The sequence below is a fragment of the Rhizobacter sp. SG703 genome (assembly GCF_012275445.1).
Taxonomy (GTDB): domain Bacteria; phylum Pseudomonadota; class Gammaproteobacteria; order Burkholderiales; family Burkholderiaceae_C; genus Rhizobacter.
The window spans coordinates 139,979-164,062 of sequence record NZ_JAAZQK010000014.1 but is presented as its reverse complement, the minus strand read 5'-3'; the positions used below and the strand labels follow the sequence as shown (position 1 = coordinate 164,062).

Genomic DNA, 24,084 nt, shown 5'->3' with positions numbered 1-24,084 from the left:
CTCAGTGCTCCGTCCCGAGGTACGCAGCTCGCACCGCCGCGCTTGCCTGCACCTCGGCCGGCGTGCCCTGCATCAGCTGCGTGCCGAACTCCATCACGACGATGCGGTCGCTGACGTCCATCACCAGGTCCATGTCGTGCTCGACCAGCAGGATCGACAGCCCCTCGGCGCGCAGTTGCCGCAGCACCCCGGCCAGCGCCCGCTTCTCCTGGTGGCGCAGCCCGGCGGCCGGCTCGTCGAGCAGCAGCAGCGACGGATCGGCGCTCAGCGCGCGGGCGATCTCCATCAGGCGCTGCGGGCCGAGCGCCAGGTTGCCGGCCAGCTCGTCCAGGCGGTCGGCCATGCCGACGCGCTGCAGCTGCCGCTCGGCCTCGCGCAGCAGCCGGCGCTCCTCATCGCGCTCCAGCCGCAGCATTGCCGGCAGCACGCCGCGCCGCCCGCGCCGGTGCGCGCCGAGCGCGACGTTCTCGAGCACCGTCATCTCCGGCACCATCTTCACGTGCTGGAAGGTGCGCGATACCCCGCGCCGCGCGATGCCGCGCGACGGCAGCCCGTCGATGCGCTCGCCGCGCAGCCGCACCTCGCCGCGCGTCAGCGGCAGCACGCCGCTGACCAGGTTGAAGGTGGTCGACTTGCCGGCGCCGTTCGGCCCGATCAGCCCGACGATCTCGCCGGCCCGCACCTGGAAGCTGACGTCGTTCACCGCGACCAGCCCGCCGAATTCCTTGCGCACCGAGTGCACGTCGAGCACCAGCTCGCCGTGCGGCGGCCGGGCGGCCTCCGGCAGCGGCGCCGCATCGGCCCAGTCGCGACGCCGCGCGCGCCGCGGCAGGCGCGCGACGACCGCCGCCCACAGCCCGTCGCGCGCGTACTGCAGCACCCCCACCAGCAGCACGCCGAACACGATCACCTCGTAGCTGCCGCTGCCGCCGAGCAGCCGCGGCAGCAGCACCTGCAGCTGGTCTTCCAGCAGCTTGACGACCGCCGCACCGGCGAGCGCCCCCCACACCTGGCCGACCCCGCCGATCACCGCCATGAACAGGTACTCGATGCCCATCTTCAGCCCGAAGGGCGACGGGTTGACGCTGCGCTGGAAATGCGCGAACAACCAGCCCGACATGCCGGCCAGCAGCGCCGCCAGCACGAACACCGTGACCTTGGCCCGGAAGGTGTCGATGCCCATCGCCTCGGGCATCGTGCTGCCGCCCTTCAGCGCCCGCAGCGCGCGGCCGCTGCGGGAATCGAGCAGCTGCGTCGCGGCCAGCGCCGCCAGCATCACCAGCGCCCACAGCAGGTAGAAGAAGCTGCGGCCGGTGTTCAGCGGCAGGCCGAAGACGCTGAGCGGCGCGATGCCGAGCAGGCCGTCGTAGCGGCCGAGCGCCTCCAGGTTGCCGAACAGGTAGTACAGGCTCAGGCACCACGCGATGGTCGCGAGCGGCAGGTAGTGGCCCGACATGCGCAGCGTGATCCAGCCGAGCAGCAGCGCCGCGAGCGCCGTCAGCGCGAGACCGCCGAACACCGCGAGCCACGGCGACAGCCCGAGGTTCAGCGTCAGCCACGCGCTGCTGTAGGCGCCGATGCCGACGAACGCGGCCTGGCCGAACGAGGTCAGCCCGGCGATGCCGGTCAGCAGCACCAGGCCGATCACGACCAGCGCATACAGCCCGATGTAGTTCAGCTGCGTGACCCAGAACTCCGGCACCGGCAACTGCGGCAGCAGCGCCAGCGCGGCGGCGAACGCGAGCAGGAACCAGCGGCTACTCGTCATCGGTCTGGCCGTGCGTGACGCTGCGCCACAGCAGCACCGGCAGGATCATCGTGAAGACGATCACCTCCTTGTAGGCGCTGGCCCAGAACGAGCCGAAGGATTCGAGCCAGCCGACGAACAGCGCGCCGGCCGCGGCGCCCGGGTAGCTTGCGAGCCCGCCGAAGATCGCCGCGACGAAGCCCTTCAGCCCGATCAGGAAGCCGGTGTCGTAGAACATCGTCGTGGTCGGCCCGATCAGCAGGCCCGACAGCGCGCCGATGAAGGCAGCGAGCCCCATGCTCCAGCGGCCGGCGCCGTCGGTCGAGATGCCCATCAGCCGCGCGCCGAGCCGGTTCACCGCGGTCGCGCGCAAGGCCTTGCCGCGCAGCGTGCGGCCGAAGAACAGCCCCAGCCCGACGATCAGCGCGGCCGACACGAGGAAGATGATCAGCGCCTGCCCCGACAGCACCAGCGGCCCGGCGCGAAAGCGCTCGTCCCAGAAGCTCGGATTGCGAAAGCCTTCGGCGCCGAAGAACAACAGCCCGAGCCCGGTCAGCGCGAAATGCACGCCGACCGAGACGATCAGCAGCACCAGCACCGGCGCATCGGCCAGCGGCCGGTATGCGAGCCGGTACACCAGCGGCCCGAGCGGCGTGACGATCGCGAGCGCCAGCAGGCTTTGCAACACCAGCGGCAACTGGCGCGGCGCGGCCCACAGCGCGAGCAGCGCGACCACCGCCGGGCCGGCCAGCGACCGCGCGGCATCGCGCGCGATGCGGCCGGCGGGCTGGCCGGCGCGGACCGCCGCGAACGCATCGCGCAGCGTCGCCAGCATGGCCAGCACCGCGAGCAGCCACACCGTGCCGGGCAGCTTGCCCATCTGCAGCATCGCGAGCGTCAGCGCGCCGTAGGCGACGAACTCGCCCTGCGGAATGAAGATCACCCGCGTGACCGCGAACACCAGCACCAGCGCGAGCGCCAGCAGCGCGTAGACCGCGCCGCTGGTCGCGCCGTCGAGCAGCAGGATGCCCGCGATCGAGAGGTCCATGCGCGCGGCAGGTCAGCCGATCACTTGACCACTTCCCAGTCGCCGTTCGTCACTTTCAACAAGACGCCGGTGTCCGGCGTGAAGCCGAAGTGATCCGTGGCGGTGTAGTTCAGCACGCCCTGCGACACCGGGATGCGGCCGGCCGTCTCGAGCGCCTCTTTCAGCGCGGCGCGGAACTCCTTCGTGCCGGGCCGGGCCTTCTTCAGCGCCATCGGGATGATCTTCTCGAGCACGATCGCCGCATCGAACGCATGCGCGCCGAACTGGTTCGCGCTCTTCGGCCCGAACGCCTTCTCGTACTGCTCGATGAAGCGCACGCCGAGCGCCTTGCTCGGGTTGCTGTCGGGCAGCTTCGGCGCCACCAGCGCCGGCCCCGACGAGACGAACGAGCCTTCGACGTCCTTGCCGCCGACGCGGATCAGGTCGAGCGTCGCCGCGCCGTGCGTCTGGTAGATCTTCCCCTTCGGGTAGCCGCGCTCGACCAGGCCCTTGTGCGGCATCGCCGCGCCGCTGCCCGAGGCGGCGATCAGGATCGCATCCGGGTTCGCGCCGACCAGCTTCAGCGCCTGGCCGGTGATGCTGGTGTCGGCGCGTGCGAAGCGCTCGACACCGACACTCCTGATGCCGGCCGCGGTCGCGAGCGCGGTGATGTCCTTCAGCCAGGCCTCGCCGTACGCATCGGCATACCCGACGAAGCCGAAGGTCTTGACGCCGGTCTTCTTCCAGTGCTCGACGATCGGGATCGACATCACCGCGGTCGACTGCGGCAGCCGGAAGGTCCACGCGCCCTTGCCTTCGGGCAGCGGGATCGGCGACAGCGCCAGCTGCACCGTCTGCGCCTCGGCCGCGACGTCCGACATCGCGATCGCGATCGGCGTGGCCGCCGAGCCGACGATCAGGTCGACCTTGTCTTCGGTGACGAAGCGACGCGCGTTCTTGACGCCGACGGTCGGGTCGGTCGCGTCGTCGAGCACGATCACGTTCAGCTTCTCGCCGGCGATCGTGCTCGGCCACAGGCTGATGCCGTTCTTGCTCGGGATGCCGAGTGCCGAGGTCGGTCCGGTCAGCGGGACGCTGACGCCGATGGTCACGTCGGCATGTGCGCCGGTGGCCAGCGCGGCCAGGGCCGCCGCGGCCAGCCAGGTCTTCAGGTGCTTCATGGGGAGGTCTCCGTTCGGGGTCGCGAATTTGTCCGGCACAGCGCGCGGATGTCGTCCGGCACCGCGATGGATTTCAGTGTTCCGCTGGCGTCGCGGGTCACGAAGATGCGCGTCTCGCGGCCTTCGCAGACCAGTTCGCCGTCGCGCAGCACGCGGTGATGCTGCACGAAGACCTTGCCGCGCCATTCGTCGACGCAGGTCTCGATGGTGATCGTCTCGCCGTAGGTGACCGACTGCAGGAAGCGGGTGTGGATCTCCAGCAGCGGCGTGCCGACGATGCCGCGCGTGCGCTCCAGCTCGCGCCAGGGCGGCACGCCGCACTGCATGAAGAACGACAGCGAGGCCGCATCCATCCAGCGCGAGAAGTTCGGGAAGAAGACGATGCCGGCCGGGTCGCAGTCGCCGAAGTTCACGGCGACCGTGTGCGTGGTGGTGCGGGAGTCGCTCATGACGATCTGCGGCCCGGAAGGAACAGGCCGGGCGCGCTGCCGTCGTGCAGCTGCTCGACCAGCGCGGCCCGGCAGGCCAGCACCGCGCGCTGGTTGATCGAGCCCTTGTCGGTGACTTCACCGCGGTCGATCGCCGGCGGCTCGGCCAGCAGCAGCGCGCGCGCGACGCGTGTCGCACTGCCGGTGCCGGCGTCGTGCAGCAGGTCGATCCAGCGCTGGAAGAACGCGCGCACCGGCGCCGCGGCCAGCACCTCGGCCAGCGGCGCGTCGGCCGCGAGGCCGGCGAGCGCGCGGCAGCGGTCGGCGCGCGGGAACACCAGCAGGCCGATCTCGCTGCGGTTCAGCCCGGTGACGACCACGTCCTGCACGCAAGGGTCGCCGACCGTGATGGCCCGTGCGCGCAACGGCCCCACCGACACGAAGGTGCCGGTCGCGAGCTTGAAGTCCTCGGCGATGCGGCCGTCGAAGGCCAGGCCGCGCTGCGGATCGGCCGGGTCGACCAGCCGCACCGCATCGCCGCTGGCGTAGAAGCCGTCGGCGTCGAAGCTGCCGGTGCCCGCCTGCCTCCAGTACCCCGGCGTGACGTTCGGGCCGCGGTAGCGCAGCTCCATCTTGTCGCCGCTCGGCACCAGCTTCAGCTGCAGCCCGGGGGCCGGCAGGCCGATGTGGCCGGAGCGCACGTCGTCGCCATTGGCGCAGATCGCGAACGGCGCGGTCTCGGTCATGCCGAGCCCGGTCAGCATGCGGATGCGCTCGCCGCAGGTGGCTTCGGCCAGCCGGTCGAGCTGGTCCCACACCGGCTGCGACAGCCCCGCGCCGGCGAAGAAGAACATCTGCACGCGGCTGAACAGCCGGTCGCGCAGCACGGTGTCGTGCTCCAGCGCGTTGGCGATCTCCTCGAAGCCCTTCGGCACGTTGAAGTAGACGGTCGGCGCGATCTCGCGCAGGTTGCGCAGCGTGGTATCGATGAGTGCCGGCGTCGGCTTGCCATCGTCGATGTACAGCGTGCCGCCGTTCCAGATCGTCAGCCCGACGTTGTGGTTGCCGCCGAAGGTGTGGTTCCACGGCAGCCAGTCGACCAGCACCGGCGGCGTCTCGCCCAGGCACGGGAAGCACTGCAGGATCATCTGCTGGTTGCTGCACAGCATGCGCTGCGTGTTGATCACGCCTTTCGGCGCCTGCGTCGAGCCGGAGGTGAACAGGATCTTCGCGACTGTGTCGGGGCCGACCATGGCATGCGCCGCCTCGACCGCGTCGGTCGGCGTCGTCGCGAGCAGGTCGGCGAAGCGCAGCGCGTGCCGGCCTTCGACCGTGCCGCCGGCCAGCGCGAGCGGCGTGCCGGGCGGCAGGGCCGCACCGATCGCCCGCGCGTAGGCGGGGCCGTTCGCGGCGAACACCAACCCGGGCGCCAGCAGGCCGAGGATGTGGCGCAGCTTCGCGTGGTCCTGCGACAGCAGCGAGTACGCCGGCGAGACCGGCGCACACGGCACGCCGGCCCACATCGCGCCGAGCGTCAGCAGCAGGTGCTCCAGGTCGTTGTCGGACAGGATCGCGAGTGGCCGCTCGGGGCCGAGGCCGAGGTCGAGCAGCGCCTGCGCGATGCTGCGCGCGCCATGCACCGCGTCGCGGTAGCTCAGGTGGCGCCAGCTGCCGGTGGCGTCGCGCCGGGCGGCCAGCGTGCGTTCGGGAGCGCGTGCCGCCCAGTGCTGCAGGCGGTCGGTCAGCCGCAGCGGGTGAGCCTGCAGCGACTCGGTCGACTCGATCCACAGGCTGCCGTCGGGCTGCGGCGTGAAGCGTGCGTCGAGCGAGCCGCCCAGCGCCACTGGCCGATAGCGTGGCGCCGCTGCGCTCATGCCTTGCCGACCTTGCCGGCCTGGCCGTCGAGGAAGGCGCGCATGCGCTGCTTGGCCGCGTCGTCGGCCTGCGTGATCGCGGCCATCAGCGATTCGGTGAACAGCCCGGCGGCCTGGCCCTGCTCGGCGATGCGCGGCAGCGCATGCATCACCGCGAAGTTCGACAGCGGCGCGTTCGACGCGATCTTGCGCGCGAGCTCGAACGCGGTCGCGAGGCCCTGCCCGTCGTCGACCAGGTACTGCGACAGCCCGATGCGCTGGCCTTCCTCGGCGTCGTGCACGCGGCCGGTCAGCATCATGTCGCTCATGCGGGCGATTCCGATCAGCCGCGGGATGCGGGCCGAGCCGCCACCGCCGACGAACAGCCCGCGCTGGCCTTCGGGCAGGCCGTAGAAGGCGCTGCGCTCGGCGACGCGGATGTGGGCCGCGCTGGCGAGTTCGAGCCCGCCGCCAACCACCGCGCCGTGCAGCACCGCGACCACCGGCACGCGGCCGAACTGGACCTGTTCGAAGGCCGCATGCCAGGCGCGCGAATGCAGGATGCCGTCGGCGGCGCTGCGCTCGTCGAGTTCGGACAGGTCCAGGCCGGCGCAGAAATGCGGGCCCTCGCCGCTCAGCACGACGGCGCGCACGCTCGCGTCGAAGGCGGCGAAGCTGCGGTGCAGTTCGGCGATCAGCGCGTCGTTCAGCGCGTTGCGCTTGGCCGGGCGGGTCAGGCGCACATGGGTGACCGGGCCATCGCTCGTCACGGTCAACAAGGAGGTGCTCACGACAGGGGTGCTTGAAGCCTGGATGGTTATGAGTCTTAAGCAAATTCCGGCGACTCACAGCAGCAAATACCCGTAGCCCGGACGCCAATCCGGGGTCGTGCTTCCCTTGCACGGCCGCACCCCGGATCGGCATCCGGACTGCTAATAGGTTTCGACGTGGAAGCGGCCTTCGTCGACCAGGCGCCGGTGGAGCAGCGGCCACTCCAGCCCGGCCGCCGCGCACACGTCGGCCAGCGCCTGCAGCACACCGGTTTCCATCCCCTTCAGCCCGCACAGGTAGACGCAGGTGTCGCCGCGCAGCAGCTCGACGACGTCGGCCGCGCGCTCGCGCAGCAGGTCCTGCACATAGCGCCGCGGCTGCCCCGGCACGCGCGAGAACGCGAGCGAGGTGTCGATGAACGACGCCGGCAGCTTGGTCAACGGCCCGAAGTACGGCAGCTCCTCGGGCCGCCGCGCGCCGAAGAACAGCATCAGCCGCGCATAGACCGGCTTGCCCGCAACCATCAGGCGCCGCCGGTGCTCGGTCATCGCGCGCATCGGCGCCGCGCCGGTGCCGGTGCAGATCATCAGCAGGTTCGACCCGTCGTGGTTGGGCATCAGGAAGCGGTCGCCGAACGGCCCGCAGACCTGCACCGTGTCGCCCTTGCGCAGGTCGCACAGGTAGTTCGACGCGACGCCGCGCACCGGCTGCCCGTCGTGGTCGCTGGTCACGCGCTTCACCGTCAGCGAGACGTTGTTGTAGCCCTCGCGCTCGCCGCTTCGCGGGCTCGCGACCGAGTACATGCGCAAGTAGTGCGGCTTGCCGCCCGCATCGAGCCCCGGCGGCGCGATGCCGATGGCCTGGCCTTCGAGCAGCGGAAAGAACTGCGTGCCGAAATCGAGCACCAGGTGGTGGATGTCGCCTTCGGCATCGGGCGCGGTCAGCCGGAAGTTGCCGGCCACCGTCGCCTGCACCGGCTTCTTCAGCGTGTGCAGGTTCAGGTACGGGTGCGCGGCCGACCACGGCGGCCGCGCCGACGACGGCGACAGCGCCGCGTTCGCCTGCGGCGGCGCGTCGTCGACCGGCGCGGCACCCGCGTCGGCCAGCGGCTGCGCGAGCGCCGGCATCGGCTGCTTCGGCGGCAGCTCGTCCCAGCCGAACTGCGCCTCGATCGAATAGGCCGCCGCCTTCGGCACCGGGTGCCAGTGGTCGATGCTGCCGGTCGGGCATGGCGACACGCAGGCCTGGCAGCCGTTGCAGATCGATGCATCGACCACATAGTTGCGGTCGTCGTGCGTGATCGCGTCGACCGGGCAGGTCTCCTCGCAGGTGTTGCAGCGGATGCAGACCTCGGGGTCGATCAGGTGCTGCTGGATGAAGACGACGGGGTCCATCTCAATTGAAGCGAACGTATTCGAAGTCGACGGGCTGCTTGTTGATGCCGATCGGCGGCGGCGCGATCCAGTTCGCGTACCGGCCGGGCTCGACGACGCGGCCCATCAGCGACGCGACGTAGGCGCGGTCTTCCTCGCTCGCGAGCCACCGCGGCACGTTCGCCTGCCATTCGATCTCGCCGATCACCCGGCCGTCGGGGCTGACGCGCAGCCCGGCGAAGCTGCCGATGTGGCGGTTGAAGGCCTTGTGCGGCACGCTCAACCGGAACGGGAGGCCGGCCTTCTCGATCACCTTGTTCCAGCGGTTCACGCCGGCCGACGAATCGCGGATGTAGTCGTCGCGCAGCACCTCGTTCAGCGCGTTCAGCATCGGCACCTCTTTCTCGACCAGCACGCCGTCGCGCACGTCGAGGATCTTGTAGTGCGCGCCCTTCAGCACGTGGTCGTCCGCGCGCTTGCCTTCTTCGTAGCGGCCCTTCAGCCCCGAGCTGTAGAAGATCGCCGCATTGCTCGACTGGTCGGCACCGAACAGGTCGATGGTCACGCTGTAGTGGAAGTTCAGGTAGCGCTGGATCGTCGGCAGGTCGATCACGCCGTGGCGGCGCAGCTCGGCCGGGTCTTCGAGACCGGTCTGCTTCATCACCTCGCAGGTGCGCTGGATCACGCGCGACACGCCGGATTCGCCGACGAACATGTGGTGCGCCTCTTCGGTCAGCATGAAGCGCGTGGTGCGCGACAGCGGATCGAACGCGCTCTCGGCCAGCGCGCACAGCTGGAACTTGCCGTCGCGGTCGGTGAAGTAGGTGAACATGTAGAACGCCAGCCAGTCGGGCGTCTCTTCATTGAAGGCGCCGAGGATGCGCGGGTTGTCCTGGTCGCCGGAGCGGCGTTCGAGCAGCGCCTCGGCCTCTTCGCGGCCGTCGCGGCCGAAGTGCTTGTGCAGCAGGTAGACCATCGCCCACAGGTGGCGGCCTTCCTCGACGTTCACCTGGAACAGGTTGCGCAGGTCGTACTGGCTGGGCGCCGTCTTGCCGAGGTGGCGCTGCTGCTCGACCGAGGCCGGCTCGGTGTCGCCCTGCGTGACGATGATGCGGCGCAGGTTGGCGCGGTGCTCGCCGGGCACGTCCTGCCACGCGGCCTCGCCCCGGTGGTCGCCGAAGCCGATGCGGCGGTCGGCCTCGGGCTGCGCGAGGAAGATGCCCCAGCGGTAGTCGGGCATCTTCACGTGGCCGAACTGCGCCCAGCCGTCGGGCGTGGTGCTGGTGGCGGTGCGCAGGTAGACGTCGAAGCCGTGCGAGCCGTCGGGGCCCATGTCCTGCCACCAGTTCAGGTAGTTCGGCTGCCAGTGCTCCAGCGCGCGCTGCAGCGTCCTGTCTTCCGACAGGTTGACGTTGTTGGGGATCTTGTCGGTGTAGTCGATGGTGGACATGGTCAGACGCGCTTGCGGTCGAACTGCGGTTTGTGGCCGGTGCCGTACAGCTTCAGCGCGCCGGCCTCGCCGACGGCATTCGGGCGGTTGAAGATCCAGTTCTGCCAGGCGCTGAGGCGGCCGAAGATGCGGGTCTCCATGCTCTCGGTGCCGGCGAAGCGCAGGTTGGCTTCCATGCCGGTCAGCGCGTCGGGCGACAGGCTGGCCCGCTCTTCGAGCGCGATGCGGATCTCGTCGGGCCAGTCGATGTCGTCGGGCGCCGCGGTGACGAGCCCGAGCGCGAGCGCCTGGTCGGCATCCAGCGCCCGGCCCTGCGTGGCCTGCACCGCGGCGATCTCGCCGGCATCGCGGTGGAAGCGGCGCTGCAGCCGCGTCTCGCGGCTGACCATCGGCAGCGCGTCGAAGTTGAACGGCGACAGCGCGATCTTCGGCGCCGCGGCGGGCTCGTCGGGCAAGGCCAGCATGTAGATGCGGTCGGCCGCTAGCGCGATCTCCAGCAGCGAGCCGGCGAAGCACGAGCCGCGGTCGACCAGCGCGAACAGCGAGCGCGACGACACGTCGAGCCGCGCCAGCGTGCGGCGCAGCAGGCCGATGGTCTCGCGCACCAGCCAGTGCGCCTGCCGCGCATGCAGCGTCGCGTCCATCGCGAGCACCGCGTCGACACTGCCCTGCGTTTTCAGCAGCCAGGTGCCGATCTCCGGCTCGTTGGTGCGCAGGTGCAGGATCGCGTCGTCGAGCTCGCGTGCCATCTGCAGCGGGTACCAGGCGGCGCCGGCGGCTTCGATGCCGGCGACGTCCGTCGGCTGCGCGCCGGTCGGGGCACGCACCGTCAGCGTCGCATGGCGCGCGGCGCGGTCGATCTGCACCTCGACATGGCCATAGGCCAGCGCGTCGGCGGAGCGCTGCTTCGCGAGCCGCGGCAACGGCACGCCGCGCGCGCCGGACGGCCGGTCGCTCCGCCTGGCCAGTTCGCGCGCCCGCTCCTGCACGCGCTGGGCGAAACCCTGCGTCTTCACCGCCTCGTCGACCAGCCGCCAGTCCACCGCCTTCCTGCCGCGCACGCCTTCGCTGGTGGTGCAGAAGATGTCGGCATGGTCGTGGCGCACGCGGCGCTTGTCGGTCAGCCGCGTCAGCCCGCCGGTGCCGGGCAGCACGCCGAGCAGCGGCACCTCGGGCAGGCTGACGGCCGACGAGCGGTCGTCGACCAGGATGATCTCGTCGCAGGCGGCGGCCAGCTCGTAGCCGCCGCCGGCACAGGCACCGTTGACGGCCGCGAGGAACTTCAGGCCGCCGTGCCGGCTGCTGTCTTCCAGCCCGTTGCGCGTCTCGTTCGTGAACTTGCAGAAGTTGACCTTCCAGCCATGGCTCGAAAGGCCGAGCATGAAGATGTTGGCGCCCGAGCAGAACACCCGCTCGCGGCCGCTGGTGATGATCACCGTGCGCACCGCCGGGTGCTCGAAGCGGATGCGCTGCACCGCGTCGTGCAGCTCGATGTCGACGCCGAGGTCGTAGCTGTTGAGCTTCAGCTTGTAGCCCGGCCGCAGCCCGCCGTCCTCGCTGACGGCCAGCACCAGCGTCGCGACCTCGCCTTCGACGCCGAGGCGCCAGTGGCGGTAGCGGTCGGGATGGGTTTCGTAGTCGACCGGGCCGGCGGCGTCGACCGAGTCAATGGCAGCAGCAATCATGGGCATCTCCAGCCGGCGGCAGTATGCTGCACGCCCGGCAATAGAAATGCAATTTAGTGCATGTCGCGCCGAGCGTCAACCCGCCAACCGGATCGTGCCTCGCAATTGGTCCTGCAGCGACACGAACGCGGCCTCCAGGGTCTTGTCGCTGGTGTCGAACACCTCGTCGGCTTTCGAGTAGAAGGCCGCGCGGCTCTCGAGGATGCGCCGCAGGTCGTTCATCGCTTCGGCGTTGCCCGACATCGGGCGGGTGTCGCCCTGGGCCAGCACGCGGTTCATGTGCTCTTCGGGCGAGGCGCGCACCCACACGGTGTAGCAGTGCGCCAGCAGCATGTTGAACGTGGCCGGGTCGGAGACGATGCCGCCGGGCGTCGCGATCACCGCGCGCGGGCAGCGCTGGATGCATTCCTCGAGTGCGCGCCGCTCGTAGCGGCGGTAGGCCGCCGGCCCGTACAGCGAATGGATCTCGGAGACGCTGCAGCCGGCCACCGCCTCGATGTGGCGGTTCAGCTCGACGAAGGGCACGGCCCAGCTGTCGGCCAGCAGGCGCCCGAGCGTGCTCTTGCCGGCCCCGCGCAGGCCGACCAGCGCGACCCGCTGGCGCCGGGCCGCCTGGCTGGCCGGCGCGCCGAACACCGAAGCCAGTGTCGAGCGCGCCTGCGCCAGCTCGGATTCGCTGCGGCCTCGCAGGATCTCGCGGATCATCAGCCACTCCGGCGAGCTGGCGGTCTCGTCGCCGACCAGCTCGGCCAGCGTGCAGTTCAGCGCCTGCGCCAGCTGCCGCAGGAACTGGATCGACGCATTGCCGACCCCCATCTCGACATTCGCCAGGTGCCGCTCCGACACGTCGGCCACCTTGGCCAGGCTCTTGCGTGTCAGCCCCCGCCGCGAGCGCAGTGCGCGCGTTCGCTCGCCCAGCGACGAGAGGAACGGGTCTTTGTCGGCGTTCGGGTCGGGATCGCCCTCCGGCGTGGGTGGCAGGGATGGCGTGGGCGGCGAAGTCGGGAATCGGTCCAAGGGTATGTCCGTAACGAGGTCGATCAGGACTGCTGGCTATACTGGTTTCAGTGCAACATATTGCATTAATTGGTCATCGCACCGTCCGTGAATGCATTATGCGGAGATCGCCGTGAGACGCCAGTGCGAACCCACCCGGAGGTCCATTGGGACGAAGTTGCGGCGCGAATGGTTCGGCCCCGACGCGCTTGAGGTACAAACGCGGCCGGCCGTCCCGGCGGTCCGAGCTGTCGCGACGCGGGTGGCCCTTCAGGTCCGCCCCGGCATCCGGGCCGATTGACCGTCAGGAGAACAGCATGGCCCCGAACCTCGCCGTGGAGGCGCCGCCCGAACGATTCAACGTCGCCGCCCACCTGCTGCAGCGCAACGCTGGCCGCGCCGCGAAGACCGCCTACATCGACGACGACACCCGCCTCAGCTACGGCGAGCTGGCCGACCGGGTGAAACGCTGCGCCGCCGGCCTGCTGCGGCTCGGCCTGCGCCGCGAAGACCGCGTGCTGCTGCTGATGCTCGACACGGTGGACATGCCGGTCGCGTTCCTCGGCGCGCTGTATGCCGGCATCGTGCCGGTGCCGGTCAACACGCTGCTGCCGGCCGGCGACTACACCTACATGCTGGCGCACAGCCGGGCTCGCGCGCTGATCGTGTCGGGCGCGCTGTGGCCGGTGGCGCAGCAGGCGTTGGCAGGCCTCGACGAACCGCCGGCCGCCGTCATCGCCGGCGGATCCGCCGCACCGGGCGCGGACGGCACGACGGCGTTCGCCGCGCTGCTCGACACCCCGCCGCTCGCCGCGCCCGCCGACACGCAGGCCGACGACTTCGCGTTCTGGCTGTATTCGTCCGGCTCCACCGGCAAGCCCAAGGGCACGGTGCACAGCCATGCCAACCTGTACTGGACCGCCGCGCTGTACGGCCAGCCGGTGCTCGGCGTGCGCGAGGACGACACGGTGTTCTCGGCCGCCAAGCTGTTCTTCGCGTACGGGCTGGGCAATGCACTGAGCTTTCCGCTGAGCGTCGGCGCGACCGTCGTGCTGATGGCCGAGCGGCCGACGCCGGCCGCCGTCTTCAAGCGCTTGACCCGGCACCGCCCGACCGTGTTCTGCGGCGTGCCGACCCTGTACGTCGCGCTGCTCGCGAACGACGCGCTGCCGGCGCGCGATGCGGTCGCGCTGCGCATCTGCGCGTCGGCCGGCGAGGCGCTGCCGCGCGAGGTCGGCGAGCGCTTCAGCGCGCACTTCGGCTGCGACGTGCTCGACGGCATCGGCTCGACCGAGATGCTGCACATCTTCCTGTCCAACCGCGAGGGCGCGCTGCGCTACGGCAGCACCGGCAAGCCGGTGCCGGGCTACGAGCTCGAGCTGCGCAGCGACGACGGCGGCCCGGTCGCGCCCGGCGAGATCGGCGACCTGTTCATCCGCGGGCCGAGCGCCGCGCTGCTCTACTGGAACAACCGCGACAAGACGCGCGCCACCTTCCAGGGCGAGTGGGTGCGCAGCGGCGACAAGTACGCGGTCGACGCCGACGGCTGGTACACCTACGCCGGCCGCAGCGACGACATGCTGAAGGTCAGCGGCCAGTACGTGTCGCCGATCGAGGTCGAATCGGCGCTGATGGGCCACGCGGCGGTGATGGAGTGCGCGGTGATCGGCCTGGCCGATGCGACCGGGCTGACGAAGACGCGCGCCTACGTCGTGCCGAACCCCGGCCACGACGCCGGCCCTGCGCTCGAGGCCGCGCTGAAGGCCTTCGTGAAGACCCGGCTCGCGCCGCACAAGACGCCGCGCGACATCGTCTTCACGACCGAGCTGCCGAAGACAGCGACCGGCAAGATCCAGCGTTTCAAGCTGCGCGCGCTGGGCGACACGCCCGCCTGACGCATGGTCGGACGCCGTTACGCCGAACCGATCCAGTTCGCCGAACTCGACGGGCGCGGCCGGCCGCTGCGCCTCGAATACCAGTGGGTCGGCGATGCCGCATCGACACTGCCGGTCGTCGTGTTCCTGCACGAAGGGCTGGGCTCGGTCGCGATGTGGAAGAACTTCCCGCGCCAGCTGTGCCAGGCCCACGGCCTGCGCGGGCTGGTGTATTCGCGCTGCGGCTACGGCCAGTCGACGCCGAAGCCGCGCGACGAGCGTTGGCCGGTCGACTTCATGCACATCCAGGCGCGCGAGGTGCTGCCGGCCCTGCTGCAGCAGCTCGGCGTCGCGCAGCCCTGGCTGTTCGGCCACAGCGACGGCGGCAGCATCGCGTTGCTGCATGCGGCGTCGCACCCGACCGCCGGCGTGGTCGCGATGGCGCCGCACATCCGGGTCGAGGAGCTGAGCATCGCGAGCATCGAGCAGGCCCGCCGCACCTATGAAACCACCGATTTGCCGCAGCGCCTCGGGCGCTACCATGCGGACGCGGAGTCGGCCTTTCGCGGGTGGAACGACATCTGGCTGGCGCCGGAGTTCCGCGGCTGGACGATCGAGGACGAGCTGCCCGCGATCGCCTGCCCGGTGCTGGCGGTGCAGGGCGTCGACGACGAATACGGCACGCTGGAACAGATCCGCGGCATCGCTCGGCGCGCGCCGCAGACCCGGCTGCTGGAGCTGGCGCAGTGCGGCCATTCGCCGCACCGCGACCAGGCCGACCTCGTGATCCGCGAGACCGGCCGCTTCATCACCGGATCGGCTGGCACCCCCGAATCCTGAACCTCAAACGGAGATTGGCATGCACCTGATCAAACTGTCGGCCACGGCCGCCCTGGCGACGACGCTGGCCCTGTCGACGGCGATGTCGGGCGAGGCCCATGCGCAGGCCGCCGCCGGGCCGGTCAAGGTGGGCTTCATGCTGCCCTACACCGGCACCTACGCGAGCCTGGGCAACATGATCGAGGCGGGCTTCAAGCTCTACGTGCAGGAGCAGGGCGGCAAGCTCGGCGGCCGCGAGATCCAGTACTTCAAGGTCGACGACGAGTCCGAGCCGTCGAAGGCGACCGACAACGTCAACAAGCTGATCAAGCGCGACCAGGTCGACGTGCTGGTCGGCACGGTGCACTCCGGCGTCGCGCTCGGCATGGCGAAGGCCGCGAAGGAGAGCAACACGCTGCTGATCGTGCCGAACGCCGGCGCCGACGCGATCACCGGCCCGCTGTGCTCGCCGAACATCGTGCGCAGCTCGTTCTCGAACTGGCAGCCGGGCTATTCCACCGGCGTCGTGGTGGCGCAGAAGGGCCACAAGCGCGCGATGACGATCACCTGGAACTACGCGGCCGGCAGCGAGACGGTGAAGGGCTTCACCGAGGCCTTCGAGAAGGCCGGCGGCAAGGTCGTGAAAGACCTGAACCTGCCGTTCCCGAACGTCGAGTTCCAGGCCCTGCTGACCGAGATCGCGGCGCAGAAGCCCGACGCGGTGTTCGCGTTCTTCGCCGGCGGCGGTGCGGTGAAGTTCGTCAAGGACTATGCGGCCGCCGGGCTCGACAAGACGATCCCGCTGTACGGCTCGGGCTTCCTGACAGACGGCACGCTCGAGGCGCAGGGCGCCGCCGCGCAGGGCCTGCAGACCACACTGCATTACGCCGACAACCTCGACACGCCGCGCAACAACGCATTCCGCAAGAGCTTCGCGCTGGCCTACAAGGCGAACGCCGACGTCTATGCGGTGCAGGGCTACGACGCGGCGCAGATCCTCGCGGCCGGCCTCGCCGCGGTGAAGGGCGACCTGTCGAAGCGCGAGGCGCTGACCACCGCGATGCGCAAGACGACGGTCGACAGCCCGCGCGGCAGGTTCACGCTGTCGGCGGCCGGCAACCCGGTGCAGGACATGTACCTGCGCGAGGCGAAGGGCACGAACAACGAGTTCAAGGCAGTCGCGGTGAAGGCGCTCGCCGACCCGGCCCGCGGCTGCAAACTCTGAGGTGGATGCCACCACCTTCCTCGTCCAGTGCCTGAACGCCGTCCAGTACGGCCTGCTGCTGTTCCTGGTGGCCAGCGGGCTGACGCTGATCTTCGGGATCATGGGCGTGATCAACCTGGCGCACGGCAGCTTCTACATGATCGGCGCCTACCTGGCGTTCGCGCTGGCGCCGTACTTCGTCGGCCAGTTCCTGCCGATGCTGCTGGCCGGCACGCTGCTGGCCGCGCTGTTCGGCTTCGTGCTGGAGTGGGTGTTCTTCAGCTTCCTGTACCGGCGCGAACACCTGCAGCAGGTGCTGATGACGTATGCGCTGATCCTGGTGTTCGAGGAGTCGCGCAGCCTGCTGCTCGGCAACGACGTGCACGGCGTGCAGCCGCCGGCGTGGCTCGCGGGCAGCATCGCGCTCGGCGAGCTGATGTCGTACCCGGTGTACCGGCTGTTCGCGTCGGCGGCCTGCCTGGTGGTCGCTGCGCTGCTGTACCTGGTGGTCCACCGCACGCGGCTCGGCATGATGGTGCGCGCCGGCGCCAGCAACCGCGAGATGGTGCGCGGGCTCGGCATCGATGTCCGGCTGCTGTACCGCGGCGTGTTCGCCGCCGGCGTCGCGCTGGCCGCGCTGGCCGGCATGATCGCCGCGCCGATGTCGTCGGTGTACCCGGGCATGGGCGGCAGCGTGCTGATCGTCAGCTTCGTGATCGTCGTGATCGGCGGCATCGGCTCGATCACCGGCGCATTGATCGCGTCGCTGCTGGTCGGCGTGGTCGACACCTTCGGCAAGGTGTTCTTCCCGGCGTTGAGCGGCATCGGCATCTACCTGCTGATGGCCGTCGTGCTGGTGTGGCGGCCCGAAGGCCTGATGCGGCGGGGGCATTGATGCGCGCGTTCCGCCCGCTCTGGCTGCCGTTGGCCGTGCTGCTCGCATTGGCGCTGCTGCCGGCGGTGCTGTCGCCGTACCTGGTGGACCTGACGGTGAAGATCCTGATCTCGGCGATCTTCGCGCTGAGCCTGCAGCTGCTGGTCGGCGCGACCGGGCTGGTGAGCCTCGGTCATGCGGCCTTCCTCGGCATCGGCGCCTACGTGGCGGTGCTGGCGTCGCCTCAGGGCGAAGGCGCGTCGCTGTGGTGGCTGCTGCCGGCAGCGATGGCCGGCGCGGCGGCCTATGCGCTGTTCGTCGGCGCGCTCAGCCTGCGCACCCGCGGCGTCTACTTCATCATGGTCACGCTCGCGTTCGCGCAGATGGCGTACTTCGTGTTCCACGACACCAAGCTCGGCGGCGGCAGCGACGGCATCTACCTGTACGTGCGCCCGGTGCTGCGGCTCGGCGACACGCTGCTGCTCGACCTGGAGGACAAGCGCCAGGTCTACGGCCTGGTGGTGGCCTCGCTGGCGTTCACCTGGGGACTTCTGGCGCTGCTGCTGCGCTCGCGCTTCGGCCATGCGCTGCAGGGCATCCGCGTCAACGAGGCGCGCATGCGGGCGGTCGGCTTCCGCACCTACGGCTACAAGCTGGCCGCCTTCGTGATCGCCGGCGCGCTGGCCGGGCTGGCCGGTGCGCTGCTCGCGATCCAGGACGGCGTCGTCAACCCGGAGCTGCTGTCGTGGCACGAGTCGGGCGCGGTGCTGCTGATGATCATCCTCGGCGGCCTCGGCCCGCTGCGCGGGGCGATCGTCGGCGCGGTCGCGTTCACGCTGCTGAAGGAGCTGTTCGCGAGCGAAGGCCTGGTCGGCCCGCTGGCGGCGCACTGGCAGATGACGCTCGGCCTGACGATCATCGCGTTCGTCGCGCTGCTGCCGCGCGGCATCGTCGGGCTGCGGCTGCCGCTGCGCAGGGCGACCGCATGAGCGCGTTGATCGAGGCCACGGCGCTGTCGCGCAGTTTCGGCGGGCTGACGGCCGTCGACGCGGTGTCGCTCGACCTGCAGCTCGGCGAGGTGCATGCGGTGATCGGCACCAACGGTGCCGGCAAGTCGACGCTGGTCAACCTGCTGTCGGGCGAGCTGCCGGCCACGTCGGGGCGCATTCGTTTCGGCGACGACGACATCACCGGCTGGTCGCAGCCGCGCCGTGCCCACGCCGGCATCGGCCGCAGCTACCAGCGCACGACGATCTTCGACAGCTTCAGCGTGCACGAGAACTGCCGGCTCAGCGCGCAGGCCGTGCTGCAGCGGCCGTGGCAGGTGTGGCAATCGGCACAGCGCTGCGCCGCCAGCCGCGCGTTGGCGATGCAGGCGCTGCAGGCGACAGGGCTCGGCGACAGTGCCGAGCGCATCGCCGGCACGCTGAGCCATGGCGAGAAGCGCCAGCTCGAGATCGCGATGTGCCTGGCGACCCGGCCGCGCGTGCTGCTGCTCGACGAGCCGCTGGCCGGCATGGGCGCCGAAGAGACCGAGCGCATGCTGGCGCTGCTGCAATCGCTGAAGGCGGGCCACGCGATCCTGCTGGTCGAGCACGACATGGACGCGGTGTTCCGCATCGCCGACCGCATCACGGTGATGGTCAACGGCGCGGTGATCGCCTGCGACGTGCCGCAGCGCATCCGCGCGCATCCGCTGGTGGTGACGGCCTACCTGGGCGAGGCGCAGGCATGAGCACGCCCTTGGCGGAGATCGACGCGCTGCACGCCGGCTACGGCGACAGCCGCGTGCTGCACGGCGTGTCGTTCGCGTTGCCGCCCGGCTGCGCCCTCGGCCTGCTCGGGCGCAACGGCATGGGCAAGACGACGCTGATCCGCACGCTGATGGGCTACCTGCGGCCGAGCGCCGGCCGGCTGCGCTGGCAGGGCCGCGACGTGACCGGCTGGCCGCCGGAGCGCATCGCGCGGCTCGGCGTCGGCTACGTGCCGGAAGGACGCGGCATCTTCCCGAACCTCTCGGTGCGGGAGAACCTCGTGATGGCCGCGCGGGCCGCGGCCGACGGGCAGCGGCCGTGGCCGCTGGAGCGTGTTCTGGAAACGTTTCCACGCCTGGCCGAACGGCTGGCCCACGGCGGCCACCAGCTGTCGGGCGGCGAGCAGCAGATGCTGGCGATCGGTCGCGCGCTGATGACCAGCCCGCGGCTGCTGATCCTCGACGAAGCGACCGAAGGCCTCGCGCCGCTGGTGGTGGCCGAGATCTGGCGCGTGATCGCGCAGATCCGCGCCACCGGCATCGGCACGCTGATCGTCGACCGCAACGTGCGGCGCGTGCTGGCGCACACCGACCAGGCGGTGGTGCTGGAGAAGGGGCGGATCGTTTGCGCGGCGGCATCGGCGACACTCGCCGCCGACGATGCGGCGCTGACGCGCTGGCTCGGCGTCTGACATTTCGTCAGGCTTCGAACGCGTCGACACGCGGCGTTACCGGCTGTCGCGGGCCTGCCGTTTTTTGCCCGGCTTGACCCCGGCGCCGGCGCGGGCTTCCCATTTGTGTCAGCTGCGTCAGCATCCGTTTCATCGGCGGCGGCCGGGCGAGTGCTTCCCAACATCGCGCGCAACCCGCGCCGATTCAAGCTTCGTGCCGCCATGCACCACTTCGCGATCCGCTCGCGCACCGCCCTGGACGCGCGATCCGGCGGTGGCGTGTTTTTTGCGCTGGACAAGGCATTCCGGCCACGAGCCGGGCGGCTGTGCGTTGGGAGCGCCACCTCATGAACTTTCTGCCACGCCTGGTGCTGCTCGGTGCCACGATTTCGGGCTTGCTGTCGACCGGCGGCTGCACCACGACCGCGAGCGCGATCATGAGCGTCACCGGCGTCGCCACCGACACCAGCCCGACCTGGGAAATCATCAAGCACATCCACGCCAAGCTGACCGAAGGCGATCCGCAGTCGTGCGCGTCGCTGAATTCCGCACAGCGCGCACTGACCGCGCGCTGCCTGCCGTTCCAGCCGGGCAGCCTGCAGGTGGCCGACATCCGTGCCAGCGGCTTCCAGGAGTGCGTGCTGACGCTTGCGGCCCGCGACCCGCAGTTCTGGCCGGTGCTGCCGGAGCTGCTCGACAAGGGCGCGCAGCCCGAGACCTGCTACATGCCGCCGATGGTCGCGCTGGCGCGGTCGCCGAACCCGGTCGATTTCTCGAAGGCGACGCCGCAGGCGCTGCGTTCGCTGCGCTTCCTGGCCGAGGCCGATTCGCGCGCGGTCAACCACGACGTCGTCCGGCTGCTGAGCTCGCCGAGCGCACGCGCCGCCGGGCTCGACGAGGTGATCTCGCAGTGGGCCGACCAGGGCGGCCTGGCCGTCGGCCAGCTGGCCTTCAGCCCGCTGAGTGCGTTGCACCCGAGCGCGCTGCAGACGCCGCTGGCAAGCAAGCTCGAAGCGGCCGGCCACACCGCGAAGGCCGGCCTCGGCCCGTTCCAGGGCAAGCTGACCGCCGGTTTCGAAGAGGCGCTGCGCACCTCCGACTACGCGGCGCTCGAATGGTGGTTCAAGCGCGAACCGAAGCTGGTCGACAAGGTGCCGTCGACGCAAGGCCAGCAGCTGCCGTGGATTCCGCTGGCCCGTGTCGTCGTCCCGTCGTTCATGAACGACGAGCGCGCACAGGCCCAGATGGTGACGTTCCTGATGAGCCACGGCGCGAACCCATGGCAGGCGCTGCCGTACCAGCCGAACCAGACGGTGATCGGCTTCGCGAAGACCCTGAAGAGCCCGACGCTTGCGCTGCTGGAGGCGCCGAAGGTGGCGCCCGCATCGACGACCGTGGTCGCCAACAGCGCGCTGGCCGGCGGCCAAGCGGAATAGCCTGGTCGCGAAGGGACGGCTCAGTCGCCTGCGCTCGCCTGGCCGTCGTCAGGCTCGAGGAACGGCCAGCCGAGCAGTTCGGCGAGGCGATGCACCACCCACACCGCTTCGGCCGGCGTGACCACCGGACCCGCCTGCAAGCCGCGCAGGCAGTCGGCGAGCACCGATCCAGGCGAGGCACCGGTGCCGAAGTGCTGCGCAGCCGCGCGCTCGCTCAGGTGCTGGGCCAGGTCTTCGCACAGCTCGGAGCGCTGGCGCAATTCGGCGAGCGGCACCGTCAGGCGCTGGCGCGCGTCGGTGTACAGCGCGTAGAAAGACGGCGGAACGTGGATCTGGTACTCGTCGGACATCGCGTGGATGATGCCAGCGTTCGCGACGGCCGTTGCCGCTACAGGCCGTCGAACAGGCCCGGCTCGTTGCCGATGCGGGCGCGTTCGATGCCGAGCAGGCGGCGCTTCATGTCGAGCCCGCCCGGCGACGAGAAGCCGCCCGAACGCCCGCCGGCCGCCAGCACCCGGTGGCACGGCACGATCGGCGGGAACGGGTTGCTGCCCATCGCCTGGCCGACTGCGCGGGCGCTGCCGGGTTCGCCGAGCTGCTGCGCGATCTCGCCGTAGCTGCGCGTCTCGCCCGGCGGGATCGCGAGCGCGATCGCATACGCGCGGCGATGGAAATCGGGTAGCCCGTCCAGGTCCAACGGAGAGTGCGACAGGTCGACGCGCTCGCCGGTCATCAAGGCCTGCAGGCGGTGGATGACGGCCTGGATCGCCGCGGGCGCGGTGTCTTCGACCGATGCGGCCCACCGCCGCCGGATGCGCCGGCGCAGGGCCGCCTCGTCGGCATCGGGCAGCCACGCGCCGACGATGCCCTGCTCGCCCCACGCGATCGCGCACGGGCCGATGGCGGTGGCGAAGACGGCGTGGCGCGGGGTCATCGCATTGGCTCAGGTCACGCGATGCCGATGTACTTGTGCGTCTGCACGCTCAGGTGCCACAGCGGGTGCGCCAGGCAGTACGCGACCGCCTGCTCGGTGTGGCGCTTGCGCTCCAGACCATCCATCGGCTGCAGGAAGAAGTGGTCGAACTGCAGCGCGGTGAAGCGCTCGGGCATCGCCTTCGCCTGTGGGAAGACGAGTTTCAACTCGTGGCCCTTCGTCAGCACCAGCTCGGCGTCGGCCTTCGGGCTGACGCAGATCCAGTCGAGGCCCTTCGGCGCCGGCTGCGTGCCGTTGGTCTCGACGGCGACCTCGAAGCCCTGCGCGTGGAGGGCGTCGACCAGCGCGTCGTCGAGCTGCAGCAGCGGTTCGCCGCCGGTGCAGACGACGAACGGGCGGCCGGTGCGCGGCAGCGGCCAGAGCGACGCGACCGCCTGTGCCAGCGCGAGCGCGCTGTCGAACTTGCCGCCGCCGACGCCGTTGGTGCCGACGAAGTCGGTGTCGCAGAACTGGCAGACGGCGGCGGCGCGGTCCTGCTCGCGGCCGGACCACAGGTTGCAGCCGGCGAAGCGGCAGAACACCGCCGGGCGGCCGGCTTGCGCGCCCTCGCCTTGCAGCGTGTAGAACATTTCCTTGACCGCGTAGGTCATGCCGCTTCCTTCCGTGGGTTCAGATCGGGATCGCGAGTCCGGCTTGCGCCTCGGCCCGGTCGGCGATCACGATCGCGCCGCAGCCGCGCGTTTCATAGAGGTCGACGCGGTCGACCATCGGCAGCACGGCGCGGGCCTGCTTCAGGATCCATGCGGCAAGCGTTGCGGTGTCGCAGTCGGCCAGGCCTTCGATCTCGTGCAGCGGGCGGTGGTCGAGCGCCTTGAAGATCGGATCGAAGAGCGTCTTCACGTCGCCGAAATCGACCGTCCAGCCCATCAGCGTGTCGAGCGGCGCGGCGAGGTGCAGCCGCAGCGTGTAGGTGTGGCCATGGATGCGGCGCAGCGGGCTGCCGTCGGGCGCGTGCCTGAGCTGCAGCGCGCTGTCGAGCGTGAACTCTTTCCAGATGCGGTGGTGGCGGCCGTCGAAGTTGGCGCCGCACGACGCGGTCTCGTAGACGGTGATCCACGAGAGCTCGGGCAGCGTCGGCTTCAGGCGCTCCCAGATCCAGCTCGACATCAACTCGCTGGTCGGGTTCTGCAGGCCGGGCAGGTCGTTCAGGCAGCCGTAGTTCAGCTCATGGTGCAGCGGCGCCCAGCAATCGTCGAGGTGGTCGTAGTCGATGCTGAGGTCGCGCGCGCCGAGGTCCTGGTTGGCATGCACGATGACCTCGAAGCCGTGGCCGTGCATGCGGCCGCACTTGTGGCCGAGCGGCACGTTCGGCAGCCGGTGGGCGGCCTGGAAGAGGTAGCGCCGCCACACGTGCGCCTGGCCGGCGGCATCGAGGTCGACCCCACCGTGCGCGGTGCTCTGGATGCCGAGCTGCGTGATGCCGGGGGCATCGAGCTGCGAGCGGATCCAGCGGGCGAGGTTCTCGTCGGTCGGCTGCGCGACGATGTCGTTCAGCAGGCGGTAGTCGAGCTGGGCAGTGCGCGATTCGAGATCGGCGCGCAGGCGTTCGACCTCGCCGCCTTCGAACGCGGCCCAACCGGCCGGCAGCTCGGCGCGCAGCGTTGCGAGAAAGCTGTGGCCGTGCAGTCGCCGCGAGCGGTGGCCGGCCGGCAGCAGGCTCACCTCGCAGGCGGATTCGAAGCCGCTGGCGGCACAGTGAAGGGTCTTGATCGGCATGTTGTTCCTGCTCGGCCTGCGATTGTCGCCAACCCGCAGGAAAGCGCGCACGCAAAGCAAAACGCCCACATGGCGTGGGCGTTTTGGGGCGGCTTGGTCGTCGCTGCGTCTATGACCACATGCACAACGCATGCATGACGACCTGACCTGATTTTGGTTGCGGGGGCTGGATTTGAACCAACGACCTTTGGGTTATGAGCCCAACGAGCTACCAGACTGCTCCACCCCGCGA

At 70.4% G+C, this 24,084-nt stretch carries 22 protein-coding genes and 1 tRNA gene; 8 read left to right on the top strand and 15 right to left on the bottom strand.

What is annotated here, in order from left to right:
• Nucleotide 1: 1 nt before the first annotated feature.
• The 10 genes from FHT26_RS26095 to FHT26_RS26050 all read right to left on the bottom strand — a co-directional run bounded on the left by FHT26_RS26095 (nt 2) and on the right by FHT26_RS26050 (nt 12,496).
• A complete protein-coding gene (locus tag FHT26_RS26095) occupies nt 2–1,768 on the bottom strand; it encodes a branched-chain amino acid ABC transporter ATP-binding protein/permease (RefSeq protein WP_168563011.1) in 1,767 nt (588 codons plus the stop codon).
• A complete protein-coding gene (locus FHT26_RS26090) occupies nt 1,758–2,795 on the bottom strand; it encodes a branched-chain amino acid ABC transporter permease (RefSeq protein ID WP_168563010.1) in 1,038 nt (345 codons plus the stop codon). Before FHT26_RS26090 ends, FHT26_RS26095 begins: the two co-directional genes overlap by 11 nt.
• A 20-nt stretch (nt 2,796–2,815) precedes the next feature.
• Nucleotides 2,816–3,955, bottom strand: a complete 1,140-nt coding sequence (locus FHT26_RS26085; protein ID WP_168563009.1) for an ABC transporter substrate-binding protein — start codon at nt 3,953–3,955, stop codon at nt 2,816–2,818.
• On the bottom strand, nt 3,952–4,404 hold the full coding sequence (locus tag FHT26_RS26080; RefSeq protein ID WP_168563008.1) for an acyl-CoA thioesterase: 453 nt from the start codon (nt 4,402–4,404) through the stop codon (nt 3,952–3,954). Before FHT26_RS26080 ends, FHT26_RS26085 begins: the two co-directional genes overlap by 4 nt.
• A complete protein-coding gene (locus FHT26_RS26075; protein WP_168563007.1) occupies nt 4,401–6,257 on the bottom strand; it encodes a feruloyl-CoA synthase in 1,857 nt (618 codons plus the stop codon). The genes FHT26_RS26080 and FHT26_RS26075 overlap by 4 nt, the downstream gene beginning before the upstream one ends.
• The gene (locus FHT26_RS26070; RefSeq protein WP_168563006.1) at nt 6,254–7,027 is read right to left on the bottom strand and encodes a crotonase/enoyl-CoA hydratase family protein; all 774 of its coding nucleotides are present in this window, start codon (nt 7,025–7,027) and stop codon (nt 6,254–6,256) included. Before FHT26_RS26070 ends, FHT26_RS26075 begins: the two co-directional genes overlap by 4 nt.
• Nucleotides 7,028–7,168: 141 nt before the next feature.
• Nucleotides 7,169–8,401, bottom strand: coding sequence for a benzoyl-CoA 2,3-epoxidase subunit BoxA (boxA, locus tag FHT26_RS26065; RefSeq protein ID WP_168563005.1), 1,233 nt, complete (start codon nt 8,399–8,401; stop codon nt 7,169–7,171).
• Nucleotide 8,402: 1 nt separating this feature from the next.
• Entirely contained in the window at nt 8,403–9,830 is a 1,428-nt protein-coding gene (gene boxB, locus FHT26_RS26060; protein ID WP_168563004.1) for a benzoyl-CoA 2,3-epoxidase subunit BoxB, read from the bottom strand.
• 2 nt (nt 9,831–9,832) lie between these two features.
• A complete protein-coding gene (boxC, locus tag FHT26_RS26055) occupies nt 9,833–11,515 on the bottom strand; it encodes a 2,3-epoxybenzoyl-CoA dihydrolase (protein WP_168563003.1) in 1,683 nt (560 codons plus the stop codon).
• 75 nt (nt 11,516–11,590) lie between these two features.
• Nucleotides 11,591–12,496: a helix-turn-helix transcriptional regulator gene (locus tag FHT26_RS26050; RefSeq protein WP_168563046.1), complete on the bottom strand. Its 906-nt coding sequence runs from the start codon at nt 12,494–12,496 to the stop codon at nt 11,591–11,593.
• Between the two features lie 332 nt (nt 12,497–12,828).
• On the opposite strand from FHT26_RS26050, the gene FHT26_RS26045 reads away from it, so the two are divergent.
• The 8 genes from FHT26_RS26045 (at nt 12,829) to FHT26_RS26010 (ending at nt 21,142) form a co-directional block, all read left to right on the top strand.
• Nucleotides 12,829–14,406, top strand: a complete 1,578-nt coding sequence (locus FHT26_RS26045; RefSeq protein WP_168563002.1) for a benzoate-CoA ligase family protein — start codon at nt 12,829–12,831, stop codon at nt 14,404–14,406.
• 3 nt (nt 14,407–14,409) lie between these two features.
• Complete coding sequence (locus FHT26_RS26040) at nt 14,410–15,225, top strand: alpha/beta fold hydrolase (RefSeq protein WP_168563001.1); 816 nt, start codon at nt 14,410–14,412, stop codon at nt 15,223–15,225.
• An 82-nt stretch (nt 15,226–15,307) separates the two neighbouring features.
• Complete coding sequence (locus FHT26_RS26035) at nt 15,308–16,429, top strand: ABC transporter substrate-binding protein (RefSeq protein ID WP_246868114.1); 1,122 nt, start codon at nt 15,308–15,310, stop codon at nt 16,427–16,429.
• 1 nt (nt 16,430) lies between these two features.
• Nucleotides 16,431–17,303, top strand: a complete 873-nt coding sequence (locus tag FHT26_RS26030) for an ABC transporter permease subunit (protein ID WP_168562999.1) — start codon at nt 16,431–16,433, stop codon at nt 17,301–17,303.
• Nucleotides 17,303–18,271: a branched-chain amino acid ABC transporter permease gene (locus FHT26_RS26025; RefSeq protein ID WP_168562998.1), complete on the top strand. Its 969-nt coding sequence runs from the start codon at nt 17,303–17,305 to the stop codon at nt 18,269–18,271. Before FHT26_RS26030 ends, FHT26_RS26025 begins: the two co-directional genes overlap by 1 nt.
• Nucleotides 18,268–19,017 (top strand): ABC transporter ATP-binding protein, encoded by a 750-nt coding sequence (locus FHT26_RS26020; protein ID WP_168562997.1) that lies wholly within the window; start codon nt 18,268–18,270, stop codon nt 19,015–19,017. The genes FHT26_RS26025 and FHT26_RS26020 overlap by 4 nt, the downstream gene beginning before the upstream one ends.
• Nucleotides 19,014–19,727, top strand: coding sequence for an ABC transporter ATP-binding protein (locus FHT26_RS26015; RefSeq protein WP_168562996.1), 714 nt, complete (start codon nt 19,014–19,016; stop codon nt 19,725–19,727). Before FHT26_RS26020 ends, FHT26_RS26015 begins: the two co-directional genes overlap by 4 nt.
• A 326-nt stretch (nt 19,728–20,053) precedes the next feature.
• Nucleotides 20,054–21,142 (top strand): hypothetical protein, encoded by a 1,089-nt coding sequence (locus tag FHT26_RS26010; protein WP_168562995.1) that lies wholly within the window; start codon nt 20,054–20,056, stop codon nt 21,140–21,142.
• 20 nt (nt 21,143–21,162) lie between these two features.
• On the opposite strand, the gene FHT26_RS26005 is transcribed toward FHT26_RS26010, so the two are convergent.
• The 5 genes from FHT26_RS26005 to FHT26_RS25985 all read right to left on the bottom strand — a co-directional run bounded on the left by FHT26_RS26005 (nt 21,163) and on the right by FHT26_RS25985 (nt 24,083).
• On the bottom strand, nt 21,163–21,492 hold the full coding sequence (locus tag FHT26_RS26005) for a hypothetical protein (RefSeq protein WP_168562994.1): 330 nt from the start codon (nt 21,490–21,492) through the stop codon (nt 21,163–21,165).
• Between the two features lie 38 nt (nt 21,493–21,530).
• Nucleotides 21,531–22,076: a methylated-DNA--[protein]-cysteine S-methyltransferase gene (locus FHT26_RS26000; RefSeq protein WP_168562993.1), complete on the bottom strand. Its 546-nt coding sequence runs from the start codon at nt 22,074–22,076 to the stop codon at nt 21,531–21,533.
• 14 nt (nt 22,077–22,090) lie between these two features.
• Nucleotides 22,091–22,726 carry a 7-carboxy-7-deazaguanine synthase gene (gene queE, locus FHT26_RS25995; RefSeq protein ID WP_168562992.1) on the bottom strand — a complete coding sequence of 212 codons (636 nt, stop codon included), beginning with the start codon at nt 22,724–22,726 and terminating at the stop codon, nt 22,091–22,093.
• Nucleotides 22,727–22,745: 19 nt separating this feature from the next.
• Nucleotides 22,746–23,852 carry a 6-carboxytetrahydropterin synthase gene (locus FHT26_RS25990; protein ID WP_168562991.1) on the bottom strand — a complete coding sequence of 369 codons (1,107 nt, stop codon included), beginning with the start codon at nt 23,850–23,852 and terminating at the stop codon, nt 22,746–22,748.
• A 154-nt stretch (nt 23,853–24,006) separates the two neighbouring features.
• Nucleotides 24,007–24,083 (bottom strand) — tRNA-Met (locus FHT26_RS25985).
• Between the last annotated feature and the right edge of the window lies 1 nt (nt 24,084).